This is a genomic window from Microlunatus flavus (genome assembly GCF_900110855.1).
GTDB classification, from domain to species: Bacteria; Actinomycetota; Actinomycetes; order Propionibacteriales; family Propionibacteriaceae; genus Microlunatus; species Microlunatus flavus.
On record NZ_FOFA01000013.1, the window covers coordinates 1 to 12,267 of the forward strand.

General features: G+C 75.1%; 11 protein-coding genes and 1 riboswitch. Of the genes, 8 read left to right on the forward strand and 3 right to left on the reverse strand.

Annotated features, from left to right (window positions below):
* Nucleotides 1–215 precede the first annotated feature (215 nt).
* From BMY04_RS20965 to BMY04_RS20995, 7 genes are all read left to right on the forward strand, one after another.
* Entirely contained in the window at nt 216–2,183 is a 1,968-nt protein-coding gene (locus tag BMY04_RS20965) for an FAD/NAD(P)-binding protein (protein WP_091186509.1), read from the forward strand.
* Nucleotides 2,184–2,425: 242 nt separating this feature from the next.
* A riboswitch (SAM riboswitch) is annotated at nt 2,426–2,539 on the forward strand.
* Nucleotides 2,540–2,577: 38 nt separating this feature from the next.
* Complete coding sequence (locus tag BMY04_RS20970) at nt 2,578–4,011, forward strand: aminotransferase class V-fold PLP-dependent enzyme (protein ID WP_091186513.1); 1,434 nt, start codon at nt 2,578–2,580, stop codon at nt 4,009–4,011.
* On the forward strand, nt 4,008–4,922 hold the full coding sequence (locus tag BMY04_RS20975; protein ID WP_091186517.1) for a glutathione S-transferase C-terminal domain-containing protein: 915 nt from the start codon (nt 4,008–4,010) through the stop codon (nt 4,920–4,922). The genes BMY04_RS20970 and BMY04_RS20975 overlap by 4 nt, the downstream gene beginning before the upstream one ends.
* Nucleotides 4,919–6,124: an LLM class flavin-dependent oxidoreductase gene (locus BMY04_RS23185; RefSeq protein ID WP_091186520.1), complete on the forward strand. Its 1,206-nt coding sequence runs from the start codon at nt 4,919–4,921 to the stop codon at nt 6,122–6,124. Before BMY04_RS20975 ends, BMY04_RS23185 begins: the two co-directional genes overlap by 4 nt.
* Entirely contained in the window at nt 6,121–7,518 is a 1,398-nt protein-coding gene (locus BMY04_RS20985) for an NtaA/DmoA family FMN-dependent monooxygenase (RefSeq protein ID WP_091186523.1), read from the forward strand. Before BMY04_RS23185 ends, BMY04_RS20985 begins: the two co-directional genes overlap by 4 nt.
* Nucleotides 7,515–8,078: an NADPH-dependent FMN reductase gene (locus BMY04_RS20990; RefSeq protein ID WP_091186527.1), complete on the forward strand. Its 564-nt coding sequence runs from the start codon at nt 7,515–7,517 to the stop codon at nt 8,076–8,078. Before BMY04_RS20985 ends, BMY04_RS20990 begins: the two co-directional genes overlap by 4 nt.
* Nucleotides 8,075–8,650: a flavin reductase family protein gene (locus tag BMY04_RS20995; RefSeq protein ID WP_091186530.1), complete on the forward strand. Its 576-nt coding sequence runs from the start codon at nt 8,075–8,077 to the stop codon at nt 8,648–8,650. Before BMY04_RS20990 ends, BMY04_RS20995 begins: the two co-directional genes overlap by 4 nt.
* Before the next feature lie 248 nt (nt 8,651–8,898).
* Here the strand turns inward: BMY04_RS20995 and BMY04_RS21000 are convergent, their stop codons facing one another.
* Nucleotides 8,899–10,209 carry a DUF1479 domain-containing protein gene (locus BMY04_RS21000; RefSeq protein WP_091186534.1) on the reverse strand — a complete coding sequence of 437 codons (1,311 nt, stop codon included), beginning with the start codon at nt 10,207–10,209 and terminating at the stop codon, nt 8,899–8,901.
* Between the two features lie 124 nt (nt 10,210–10,333).
* Here BMY04_RS21000 and BMY04_RS21005 point away from each other — a divergent pair, with 124 nt between their 5' ends.
* Nucleotides 10,334–11,488: an ROK family transcriptional regulator gene (locus BMY04_RS21005; protein ID WP_091186538.1), complete on the forward strand. Its 1,155-nt coding sequence runs from the start codon at nt 10,334–10,336 to the stop codon at nt 11,486–11,488.
* Nucleotides 11,489–11,594: 106 nt separating this feature from the next.
* Here the strand turns inward: BMY04_RS21005 and BMY04_RS21010 are convergent, their stop codons facing one another.
* Both BMY04_RS21010 and BMY04_RS21015 read right to left on the reverse strand, forming a co-directional pair.
* Nucleotides 11,595–11,927, reverse strand: coding sequence for a hypothetical protein (locus BMY04_RS21010; RefSeq protein ID WP_091186542.1), 333 nt, complete (start codon nt 11,925–11,927; stop codon nt 11,595–11,597).
* A gap of 74 nt (nt 11,928–12,001) precedes the next feature.
* The gene (locus BMY04_RS21015) at nt 12,002–12,262 is read right to left on the reverse strand and encodes a hypothetical protein (protein ID WP_139210070.1); all 261 of its coding nucleotides are present in this window, start codon (nt 12,260–12,262) and stop codon (nt 12,002–12,004) included.
* Nucleotides 12,263–12,267 lie beyond the last annotated feature (5 nt).

Below are 12,267 nucleotides of genomic sequence, written 5' to 3' on the forward strand. Positions count from 1 at the left end.
ACACTCGCTGACGGACCCCCACTCCGAACGTCAACATCCACCTCCACCAATAGAGGCGTTGCAACGATCACGAGAACCCAACGAGGCCCTTCGACGAGCTCAGGGGGCGTGGCTGGGAGCGGACGGCGCGCACGTGACGGAACAGACGTGGACCTCGCCGCGTTCCCGAGTAATCCTGTAGAGAATTCTCCAGACGACGACCCCCGAGGAGAGCTGTGCCAGCGACGACCGACGGACGGCCGGGCCTCGTGCTCGCCGTGATCGGCGTGGGCCCGCGGGGCGCGGGCCTGCTGGAGCGGCTGGTCGCGAACGCCGCCGCCCAGGACGCGGGACCCGTCGAGATCCACCTGGTCGACCCCTACCCGCCGGGCGGCGGCCGGGTGTGGCGCGACGCGCAGTCGGCGTTGCTGCGGCTGAACACCACGACCGAGGACCTGACCGCCTTCGTCGACGAGAGCGTCGTCATGGGCGGGCCGGTGACCCCGGGCCCGACCCTGGCCGAGTGGTGCGAGACCTACGGCGCCGACCTCGACGACCCCGAGCTCGCGGACGAGGCGGGCCGGCTCGGCCCGCTGGACTTCCCGACCCGCCGGCTGGCGAGCGCGTACCTCTCCTGGGCCGTCGACCGGACGCTCTCGCGCCTGCCCGCCGGCGTCACCGTCCGTACGCACGCCCACCGCGCGGTGGACCTGCTCGAGGGGAGCGGCGAGCCCGGGGCGCGGGAGGTCGTCGTGCTCGAGGACGGCGAGCTGCTCGCGGTCGACGCCGTCGTCCTCACGAACAGCCACGTCGACGTCGCGCCGGCGCCCCGGTTCGCGGCGCTCGGCGCGTTCGCCGACGAGCACGACCTCTTCTACCTGCCGCCCGGCTACGCCGGGGACCTCGACCTCGACGGCGTCCCGGGCGGGCAGGACGTCCTCGTGCGCGGCTTCGGGCTCGACTTCGTCGACCTCCTCGTGCTGGTCACGGAGGGCCGCGGCGGCCGCTTCGTCCCCGCGGAGGGCGGCGAGCGCGCGGCCGCCGGCCGGCTGCGCTACCTGCCGTCCGGTGCGGAGCCGCACCTGCTCGTGGGCTCGCGGCGCGGCGTGCCGTACCACGCCAAGCCGATGTACCGGCTGCAGGCGCCCAAGCCGACCCGGACCACCTTCTGCACGTCCGAGGCCGTTGGCGCCCTGCTCGCGCGGGGCGAGCCCATCGACTTCCTCGCCGACCTCTGGCCGCTGATCGGCCGCGAGGTCGCGTGGGCCTCCTACCTCGAGCTCGGCCTCGGGCACCCCGGCCGCATCGCCGTGGCGTGGGAGGAGTTCGCCGAGACGTTCGCCGCGCTGGAGTGGGGGAGCGAGGCGTACGAGCGGTGGATCGCCGAGGTCGTGCCCGACCCGGCCGACCGCTTCGACCCGGCCGTGGTCGACCGGCCGCTGCGCGACGTCCACGTCGCGGACCGCGCCGAGCTGACGCAGGTGCTGCGGCGCCACGTCCGCGACGACGTCGACCGCCGGGCCGACCCGCGCTGGAGCGCCGACCTCGGCGCCTTCCACGCGCTGCTGGCCGTGATGCCGGTGATCGGTGCCGCGCTCGCGTCGCCGCTCATGGACCCGCGATCGCTGCTGGGTGACTTCTACGGCTGGTTCATGGGCTTCTTCAGCTTCTGGGCCAGCGGGCCGCCGCCGGACCGGCTCGAGCAGCTGCTCGCGCTGGAGGAGGCGGGCGTGGTCTCGTTCCTCGGCGGCGGGCTCGAGGTCGAGGCCGACCGGGAGCGCGGGGTGTTCGTGGCCCGTTCGACGAACGTTCCCGGCGAGGTCGAGGCGCACGCGCTCGTCGAGGCGACGCTGCCCGCCTTCGACCTGGCGCGCGCGGAGGACCCGCTGCTGACCGCGCTCGCCGCCCGCGGCGACGTGGTCTCCCAGGTGCTGCTCGCTCCCGACAGCGAGCCGGTCGACACCGGCCAGCTGCGGACGGATCCGGCGCAGCGGCTGGTGCGAGCCGACGGTTCGGTGGCGGAGCGGCGCTTCGTGCTCGGGATGCACACGGCCGTCAAGGCGGCGGCCTTCGCGCGGCCCTGCACCAACGCGCCGGTCCACCGGCTCAACGACCACGTCGCGCGGGCGCTGCTCGCCCTGCCCCGCAGCGCGGCCGACGAGGCGCGCGGCGGCGAGCCCGTCGGTGCGGGTACGAGGTCCTGACGTGGACCGCAGGCCCGCCACGGCGGCGCTCCGGGGTGCGGCACCGGTCGCGGACGCGCGTCCCTCCAGGGCCGCGACGCCCACGGAGCGGGCGGGACCGCGCGCTACGCCCGCCGGGGCTCCGTGCCCGGCCGAGGTCGCGGCGCGCCTGTCGGTGCTCCTCCGCTCCCTGTGAGGACGCCACACCTGTCCACCATCCGTACCTAAGTCCACTACTAGGAAATACCGAGTTAGAGTGCCTGCGTCACGAGCGTCAGCGACAAGCCCCGGCTTGCTGGCCGGCAACCCTCCTCCGCGGTGGGGTGCCCCGGGTGATGACACGGCCGGTGCCGCACGGGCACCGGCAAGCGCGGCCCCGCTCCGACGGGGTCCTGAACCCTCCGGAGGGTCCTCGATGTCTGTCCTGATTCGCCCCGCGGTGCCCACCTCGCGACCCGCGGCGGCCGCGGCCGTGCCGCCCCTGCTGCCCACCGTGGGCGCCGGCTGGGTGGTCCCGCTCGTCGGCGGCCGCCAGGCTCGCTCCGTGCACCTCGACGTCGCGGCCAGCGCCCCGGCCCTGCAGCGGGTCGCCGACCACGTCGCCGCCGCGCTGCCCGCGTACGCGAGCGTGCACCGCGGCGCCGGCTACCTCTCGCAGCTGAGCACGGCCCTCTACGAGCAGGCACGGCAGACGGTCGGCGCCTTCGTCAGCGCCCGGGCCGACGACGTCGTGGTCTTCACCCGCAACACCACCGACGCGCTGAACCTGCTCGCGGGCGCCGTGCCCGGCGACGTCGTCGTCCTCGACGTCGAGCACCACGCGAACCTCCTGCCGTGGCGCTCCCCGCGCCGCCCGTACGGGGCCCGCGTCGTCCGCAGCGCGTCGACGCTCGCGGCGACGGAGGCCCTGCTGGCCGCCGAGCTCGCCCGCGAGCCCGCGGCCCTGCTCGCCGTGACCGGCGCCTCGAACGTCACCGGCGAGGTGCCTGACCTGCGCCGCCTGGCGGATCTGGCCCACGCCGCCGGCGCCCGGCTCGCCGTCGACGCCGCGCAGCTGCTGCCGCACCGGGGCTTCGACCTCACCGCGACCGGCGCCGACTACGTCGCGTTCTCCGGCCACAAGGTCTACGCGCCGTACGGCGTCGGCGCCCTGGTCGGACGCCGCGACTGGCTCGACGCCGCCGAACCGCACCTGGCCGGCGGCGGGGCCGTCCGCGAGGTCACGATGACCGATGGGGGCGCGAGCACGACCTGGGCCCGCAGCCCCGAGCGCCACGAGGGTGGCACGCCCGCCGTGCTGGGCGCCCTCGCCCTGGCCGAGGCGCTCCGGGCGCTGGCCGAGACCGGCGTCGACCGGGTCCGTGCGCACGAGGCCGCGCTGCGCGCCCGGCTCGTCGGTGGCCTGCGGGAGCGCGGGGTCGAGCCGGTCCGGATCTGGTCGGACGCGCCCGACGCCGTCGGGGTGGTGAGCTTCGCCGTGCCCGGCTGGCGCTCCGCGCAGGTCGCGGCGTACCTCTCCGCCGAGCACGGCATCGGGGTCCGCGACGGTCGCTTCTGCGCCCACCCGCTCCTGGCCCGCCTGGGCGTGGCCGCCGGCGACGGCCTGGTCCGTGCCAGCCTCGGCGTGGGCTCGAGCTCGGCCGACGTCGACCGGCTGCTCGGCGCCCTCGACCAGCTGCTCGCCGACGGCCCCCGCTGGACCTACGCCGCCGACGGTGGCAGCTGTCGCCCGTCGCCCGACGACCGCCCGGCGCCCGCCTGGTCCGCCCTGGCGAGCCTCGCCGACCTCGACGCCGGCAGCGTCCCCGCCAGCCCCTGCACCGTCCCCTCGACCGGAGCCGACCGATGACCCTCTCCCCACCGCGGCCCGCCTTCGCCGGCGCCGCCGACCTCGCGACGTACGGCCCGTACCGCAACCCCCAGCGCCCCGACGACCCCCGCCCGCTCTACCGCTTCACCGGGCGGCTCAGCGCCGACGGCTCGACCGGATTCCAGGCCGAGGCCGGCCGCTACCACCTCTACGCCAGCTGGACCTGCCCGTGGTCGCAGCGCGTGGTGCTCGAGCTGGCGGTCAACGGGCTCCTCTCCACGGTCGGCGTGTCCTACGTCGACGACGTCCGCGACGGCCGCGGATGGGCCTTCCGGGAGGCGGACGGGCCCGACCCGGTCAACGGCTTCACCTTCCTGCGCGAGGCGTACGAGGTGACCGAGCCCGGGTTCGACGGCCTGGTCAACGTCCCGGCGCTCTGGGACACCAAGACCCTGCGGATCGTCAGCAACGACTACGCGACCCTCGGGATCGACGTGGCCACGCAGTTCCCGGGCTACCGGACCCCCGGCATCGACACCTACCCGGTCGAGCACCGGGCCGAGATCGACGCCCTCGACGCCTGGCTCGGGCCGGCGGTCAACCACGGCCTGGGCCGCGCCGCGGGCGGGGGACAAGCGGCGCCGGAGGCACGCTCCGCGCTGCTGGCCGCCCTCGACGCGCTCGACGACCGGCTGGCCGACGGCGGCTTCCTCGTCGGCCACGGAATCACCGAGGCGGACATCCGGTTGTGGGTCACGTTGGCCCGGTACGACTCCGTGCAGGTCGGCCCGCCGCTGACCGCGTTCCGCCACCTGGCGCGCTACGCGGCGTGGCTCGCCGAGCTGCCGGCGTTCCGGACCAGCACCCGGTGGGCGAGCATCGGCGGGACGCCGTCGTTCCTGCCCACGAGCACGACCGATCCGTACGAGCACCCGAGGAGGGCGCAGTGACCGCCACCCCGCTGCACCTCGCCGTCGCCCTCGACGGCGCCGGCTGGCACCCCGCTGCCTGGCGGCTGCCGGCCGCCCGTCCGCGGGACCTGCTCACGCCCGGCTACTGGGTCGACCTGGTCCGGCGCGCGGAGGAGGGGCTGCTCGACCTCGTCACGATCGAGGACGGGCTGGCGCTGCAGAGCACCTCGCCCGTCGGGCCCGACCACCGCACCGACGAGGTCCGCGGGCGCCTGGACGCCGTCCTGGTCGCCGCCCGCGTGGCGCCGCTGACCAGCCGGATCGGGCTCGTGCCGACCGCGACGGTGACCCACACCGAGCCGTTCCACCTGTCGAAGGCCATCGCCACCCTCGACCACGTGTCCCAGGGCCGCGGCGGCTGGCGCCCGCAGGTGTCGGCCCGCCCCGAGGAGGTCGCCCACTTCGGGCGGCGCGAGGCGTGGGGCGACCCGTTCGTCGACGACGAGGCCACCCAGGCGGTCGTCCGCGACCTCTTCGAGGAGGCCGGGGACGCGGTCGAGGTCGTGCGTCGGCTGTGGGACAGCTGGGAGGACGACGCGGAGATCCGCGACGTCGCGACCGGACGGTTCGTCGACCGCGACAAGCTGCACTACGTCGACTTCGCCGGCCGCTTCTTCTCCGTGCGCGGCCCGTCGATCACGCCGCGCCCGCCCCAGGGCCAGCCCGTCGTCGTCGCCCTCGCGCACGCCGAGGTGCCGCGCGCCTTCGCCGCCCGCTCCGCCGACGTGGTCCTGATCACCCCGCACGACAACGCCACGGCGGGTGCGCAGGTCGCCGAGATCGTCGCCGCGCGCCGGGCCGCCGGCCGGGTGGGTCCCGACCACGTGTTCGGCGACCTGGTCGTGCTGCTCGAGGACGACCAGGCCCAGGCCGACGCCCGCTGGGCGCAGCTCGAGGCGTGGTCCGGGCGGCGCTTCGCCAGCGACGCGGAGCTGTTCGTCGGCACGCCCCAGGGGCTGGCCGACCTGCTGCTCGCCCGCGCCGAGGCCGGTCTGACCGGCTTCCGGCTGCGGCCGGCCGCGCTGCCGCAGGACCTCGACGCGGTCGTCGACGCGCTCGTCCCCGAGCTGCAGCGCCGCGGGGCGTTCCGGACCGCGTACGACGACGGCACCCTGCGCGAGCGCCTCGGGCTGGAGCGCCCGGCCAACCGTTACGCCACCACCGGAGAGGCCCTCGCGTGACCGAGCAGACCGTCCGCGGCAAGCCGCGCAAGCAGATCCACCTCGCCGCCCACTTCCCGGGCGTCAACAACACGACCGTGTGGAGCGACCCCGCGGCGGGCAGCCACATCGACTTCTCCTCGTTCCGGCACCTGGCCCAGACGGCCGAGCGGGCGAAGTTCGACTTCTTCTTCCTCGCCGAGGGGCTGCGCCTGCGCGAGCAGGGCGGGCAGATCTACGACCTCGACGTCGTGGGTCGGCCGGACACGTTCACGGTGCTGGCCGCCCTCGCCGCCGTCACCGAGCGGCTCGGCCTGGCGGGGACGATCAACTCGACGTTCAACGAGCCGTACGAGGTCGCCCGCCAGTTCGCCTCGCTCGACCACCTGTCGGCCGGGCGCGCGGCCTGGAACGTCGTCACGTCCTGGGACGCCTTCACCGGCGAGAACTTCCGCCGCGGCGGCTTCCTCCCTCAGGACGAGCGCTACGGCCGGGCCCAGCACTTCCTCGACGCGGCCTTCGCGCTGTTCGACTCCTGGCGCGGCGACGAGATCGTGGCCGACAAGGAGACGGGGGAGTTCCTGGTGCGGCCCGAGGTGGGGACGTTCCGCCACCACGACCAGCACTTCGACATCTCCGGCGCGTTCACCACGCCGCGCAGCCCGCAGGGCCGCCCGGTGATCTTCCAGGCCGGCGACTCCGACGAGGGGCGCGAGTTCGCCGCGGCCACGGCCGACGCGATCTTCACCCGGCACGGCACGTACGAGGCCGGCCGTGCGTTCTACGCCGACGTGAAGGGTCGCCTCGGCAGGTACGGCCGTCGCCACGACCAGCTCGTCGTGCTGCCGGCGTCGACGTTCGCCCTGGCCGACACCGACGCCGAGGCCGAGGAGCTGGGCCGCGAGGTGCGCCTCGCGCAGGTCAGCCCGGCCACGGCGATCAAGCTCGCCGAGCAGCTGTGGAACACCGACCTGTCCGACCTCGACCCCGACGGCCCGCCGCCGTCGTTCGACCCGGTCGTCAGCGACGAGCTGATCAGCAAGGGCCGCGCCAGCGTCCGCATGCACAAGGACCCGGTCGCGACGGCACGCGAGTGGCGCGCCCGCGCCGAGGCCGAGCACCTCTCGCTGCGCGAGCTGGTCGTGGAGACGACGAACCGGCAGAACTTCGTCGGCTCCGCGAAGACCATCGCCGACCAGATCGACCGCTACGTGCAGGACGACGTCTGCGACGGCTTCATCCTCGTCCCGCACATCACCCCGGGCGGGCTCGACCGGTTCGCCGACGAGGTCGTCCCGCTGCTGCAGGAGCGCGGGTCGTTCCGCACCGAGTACGCGGGCACCACGCTGCGCGACCACCTCGGGCTCGGTCAGCTCGCGGCGCCGGCCGCGGCCACGGCGGAGGTGGGCGCATGAGCGGCGCCGCCGTCGAGACGCCGACGCGTACGGAGGTCGTCGCGCTGTCGGGCAACCCGCGGAAGGGTTCGCGGACGCTGCTCGTCGCCCGCACCCTCGCCGAGCGGGTCGCGGACCGCGCCGGCCTCACGGGACCGGTGACGGAGGTCGAGCTCGCCGACGTCGCGTCGCAGCTCTTCAGCCCCGAGGCGCCCGACGCCGACCGGGCCGCCGCGACCGTGGCCGGTGCGGCCGTGGTCGTCGTGGCCACGCCCGTCTACAAGGCCAGCTACACCGGCCTGCTCAAGGCGTTCGTCGACCGCTACCCGGGCGGCGGCCTGAAGGGGACGCTCGTCGTCCCCGTCACGGTGTCCGCCAGCCCGGCGCACGCCTTCGTGGCCGAGCACCTGCTGCGGCCGCTCCTGGTCGAGCTGGGCGCGCTCGCGCCCACCCGACCCTTCGCCGTGACCGAGTCCCAGCTCGGTGACCTCGACGACCTCGCGGCCCGGTGGGCCGACGAGGCCGGGCCGCTCGTCGCTGCGCTGCTCGGGACCCCCATCCCCGAGAAGAGGACCTCATGACCGCCGACCCCAGCACCCGCGAGGGCCTGCCGGTGACCCCGCTGACCGAGGTCGCCGCCACGGCACCAGTCGCCGACGTGCCTGCGGCCGTCGCCGCCGACACGTTCAAGGCGATCTTCCGCCGCCACCCCGCGGGCGTGGCGATCGTCGCGCTCGCCGACGGCGACCGGCCGGTGGGCTTCACGGCCACGTCGGTGATCTCGGTGTCCGCCGACCCGCCGCTGCTCGCGTTCTCCATCGCCGCGACCTCGTCTGCGTGGCCGACGCTGGCCGAGGCGACGTCGCTCACCGTGAACTTCCTCGGCGCCGAGCAGGTCGACGTCTCGGCCCGGTTCGCGACCCGCGGCGTCGACCGGTTCGCCGGTGTCGACTGGCACCGGCTGCCGACCGGTGAGCCGGTCCTCGACGACGCCCCCGCGTGGGTGCGCGGCGAGGTCGTCCAGCGCATCCCGGCCGGGTCGAGCTTCCTGGTCCTGGTCCGCGTGCTCGAGTCGGCGCAGCCCGGGGCCACGGCCCCGCTCGTCTACCACGACCGGGCGTACCACCAGCTCGGCGACGGTTCCGCGCTCTAGCGGTTCCTGTCCCGGGTCTTGCTCACAAGGAAGCGCCAGATCGCTCGGAACGGCCCCAGGAGGGGTCGGCAAGCGATCTGGCGCTTCCTATTGAGCAGACGAGCTCGCTGCCCCCGAGTCGGACCGTCCGTCGCGCTGGTCGCGAAGTCCTCGTGCTCTGCACGGTCTGCAAGCTGGGCAGAGCACGTCCATCTCACGATGTCGTGGGTTTCTGGTGACGCCCGGGGCAGGCGGACGCAGGGGCCGGGTCAGAGGCCGAGCCCGCGGCGGCCGATCTCGTTGAGCCGGTCGGGGCCGAACCGGTTCGGCCAGCTCGCCTCGTAGTCCTCCTCGGGGAAGTCCGAGGGGCTCTTGCCGGTCAGGAAGGCCTCGCGCACGGAGGCGGCGTACGCCTCGTTCTTGGTGCAGCGCGGGGCGGCCGGGATGTAGATGACGTTGCCCCAGCCCTGCTGGTCGGTGACCGGCGCGACCGCGTGGATCATGTCGCAGTGCCACCACACCGAGTCGCCCGGCTCGACGTCGGGGATGCCGGACAGGGCCCGGGTCAGGATGGCGTGGTAGCGCTCGTTGACCGGGAACGTGCGGTTCGGCTGCACGCCGCACATCTCGCCCTCGTCGACGTCGTCGAGCAGCGGGCGGAGCATCAGGTAGGCCATCGCCTTCGGGATCGGCACCGTGTGCAGCACGCCCTGGTCATGGGCCATCTCGCTCAGCGCCGTCCAGCCCTGGAACGTGCGGAACGCCGAGCACATGGTCGAGCCCGGGTACTGCGCCGCCTCGGTGCGGTACGCGGCGTCCCACGGGTCGTACGCGGCGACGTCGCCGGAGAACAGGTGCCGGAAGTGCTGCTGGTAGCCCTCGGTCATCCACAGGTCGAGCGTCCCGGGGTCGAGGTGGGTGCCCAGGCCGCCCGAGGTCGCGCCCGGCGGGCGGCGGCGGATCCGGTCGGGGTAGAGGGTGTCGACCTCGGGCTCGAACCAGCGCCGGCCCTCGCTCTCGTGCGTCCAGCGGCCGTTGAGGAACGCCTGCACCGTCGCCATCCGCGGGTCCTGGCGGGCCTCCATCTGCGCCGCCGACCAGTAGATCGGGTAGATCTCCGGCTTGCTCATCTCCGCGCCGAGCGTGCCGAAGAAGTCGTCGGCCGGCCCGGCGTAGCTCTCGAAGAAGCGGTTCGACTCGACGTAGTCCACGACGCCGGCGTCCCAGGCCTCGGCCCGGTCCCGGTCGAAGTGCCCGCGCACCACGGCGCAGCCGCGACGCTTCAACAGCGCCACCTGCTCCTCGCTGACCGTGCCCGCCTCGATGTCGGCGTACTCGATGACCGGCCAGACGTCCTCGCCGCGGGCCCGCGCCGCCTCGATGTCGGCGATCTCGCCCTCGAGGAACGCCTCGACCTCCGCGACGACCTGCTCCACCGTGCGGCCCGACGCCTCGATCCGGGCGCGGATCGCGGCCTTGATCTGCCCCGTCGCCGCAGGGATGTCGTCGGGGATCGTCTCCCAGTGGGGGAGCCCGGTCAGCGCGCTGACCGGCGTCGAGGCAGCGGTGCTCGTGGACATGGTGGTGACCTCCGCGGTGAGTAGTCAGGACTCTTTACTGAACCCGTGGTGGAACTGTAGGACACCGTCCGGCTAAAGTGCAAGGACTCCTTACTGTTTTTCGGCGGTGCGACGAGAGGACCCCATGACCGACACGTCCGGCACGCCGCGGGCCTCCCTGGCGCTGCTGCGCCGGATCACCGACCGCCACGTCGTGGACCAGCTGCTGGCCACCGAGGCGATGACGCGGGCCGAGATCGCGGCCGCCACCGGCATCTCCAAGCCGACGGTGTCGGAGGCCGTGCGCCGCCTCGAGCAGGACGGCGTCCTCGTGGAGGTCGGGGCCGCGCCGTCGGGGCGACGGGGGCCGGCGGGCGTCCACTACCGGCTGCGCGGGGACCTCGGCGTCGCCCTGGCCCTCGAGGGCGGGCCCGACGGCCTCGTGGCCGAGGTGCTCGACGTGCGCGGCGCCGTGCTGCGACGGACGTCGCGGGCCACGCCGAGCCCGGTGACCGGAGCCGTGCTCGCGCCCCTCCTCGCCGGCCTCGGGGAGGAGGCCACGACCGACCTGCCCGGCCCCGTACGCGCCTGCGCCCTGTCGCTCGCCGGTCCGGTCGACCGCGCCACGGGGCGGCTCGTGCACCTGCCGCACTCGCCGTTCCTCGTCGACGAGCTCGACGTGCGACCGCTGCTCGAGCCGCTGCTCGGCGTCGGGGTGGAGGTCGACAACGACGTGAACTGGGCCGCGCTCGCCGAGCGCGACGAGGGGGTCGCGGCCGGGGTGGAGGACTTCTGCTACCTGCACCTCGGGCACGGGCTCGGCGGTGCGCTCGTGCAGGGCGGGCAGCTCGTCCGCGGCCACACCGGCCTGGCGGGGGAGCCCGCCCACGTGCTGACCACCGGGCCCGGCGGGCGGGCGATGGCCCTGGTCGACTGCTTCGGCGAGCTCGGGCTGCTGCGCCCGGGCTCCGACACGATCGCGGTCGACGCGGTGGTGCGGGTGCTGGAGGGCGGCGACCGGGAGGACGTGCGACGCCGCGACGTCGTCGTCGAGGCCGTCGCCGGCGTGCTCGTCACCGTCGCCGCGCTGCTCAACCCCGCGGCCGTCGTCGTGGGAGGGCCCTGGGCCGGCGCGGCGGACTTCACCGCCCGGCTGGTCCACCGTGCGGACGCCCTGCTCGTCCCGCCGACCCGCGTCGTCCCGGCGGGGTTGGGTGGGGGCGCGCCGCTCCGCGGGGCCCGCGTCGCCGCACTGGGGTCGCTGCGGGCCGAGCTCTTCGACCTCGCACGGACCGCCTGAGCGGCGACGACGGAGCCACCGCCCGCCGTCGAGGCCTTCGAGCCGCGCGGCCTGGTCCTGACCGGCGCGCGCGTCGCCCGCTGACGCGGGCCCTCAGAGGGAGGGATCAGCCGTAGCGGTGGCTCTTCTCGGCGTGGCCCGCCGGGCGGGTGCAGGCGCGACCGTTCATGGACTTGTGCCCGCAGAGCCCGTCGGTCGCGGCCGGCTCGACCGGCAGGAGGGCGTCCTCGGCCCCGGTCGCCGCGGTCGGTGCCGTGGTCTTCGCGGCGCGCGGCTTCTTGACCTTGGGCGCGGGGCTCGTCGTCGCGGGGACCTCCTCGACCAGGGCGGTCGGCTCGGGAGCGGCCTGGGCCGCGGCCTCGCGCCGGGTCGGGCCGCTCGCCCTCAGCCGCGCGTACTTCGCCTCACGCATCGCCCGCTGGGCGTCGACCTTGCTCATCGGCAGTCCCTGGTCGGCTCGTCGCGCATCACGCCCGGAAGCGTACGAGGTGGCTCCGACGGTCCCGGTGGGGTTCAGGAGGGCGGCGTCAGCTTGGCGCGCATGGTGGCGGTGTCGTCGGTCCAGATCGCGGCGTCGAGCCGCGCGACGACGACGAGGTCATTCATGCGTGCGGTGCGCAGGCGGACGTCGGCCGTCCGCCCGAGGTCGCGCAGGGCCTGGCGGACCTCGTCCGCCACGGCGTCGTCGGCGACGGCCCGCGTGCTCTGGCCTGCGGCGAGCGCCTCGGCGAACATGGTCTCCGCGAGCCGCCGGGCGCCATCGGCTCCCGGCACCGGCG

What these genes read in the sequence shown, in the direction of transcription:
- BMY04_RS20970 (WP_091186513.1), top strand. Translation starts at nt 2,578, where the DNA reads ATGTCTGTCCTGATTCGCCCCGCGGTGCCCACCTCGCGACCCGCGGCG.
- BMY04_RS20975 (WP_091186517.1), top strand. Translation starts at nt 4,008, where the DNA reads ATGACCCTCTCCCCACCGCGGCCCGCCTTCGCCGGCGCCGCCGACCTC.
- BMY04_RS20990 (WP_091186527.1), top strand. Translation starts at nt 7,515, where the DNA reads ATGAGCGGCGCCGCCGTCGAGACGCCGACGCGTACGGAGGTCGTCGCG.
- BMY04_RS20995 (WP_091186530.1), top strand. Translation starts at nt 8,075, where the DNA reads ATGACCGCCGACCCCAGCACCCGCGAGGGCCTGCCGGTGACCCCGCTG.
- BMY04_RS21000 (WP_091186534.1), bottom strand. Translation starts at nt 10,209, where the DNA reads ATGTCCACGAGCACCGCTGCCTCGACGCCGGTCAGCGCGCTGACCGGG.
- BMY04_RS21005 (WP_091186538.1), top strand. Translation starts at nt 10,334, where the DNA reads ATGACCGACACGTCCGGCACGCCGCGGGCCTCCCTGGCGCTGCTGCGC.
- BMY04_RS21010 (WP_091186542.1), bottom strand. Translation starts at nt 11,927, where the DNA reads ATGAGCAAGGTCGACGCCCAGCGGGCGATGCGTGAGGCGAAGTACGCG.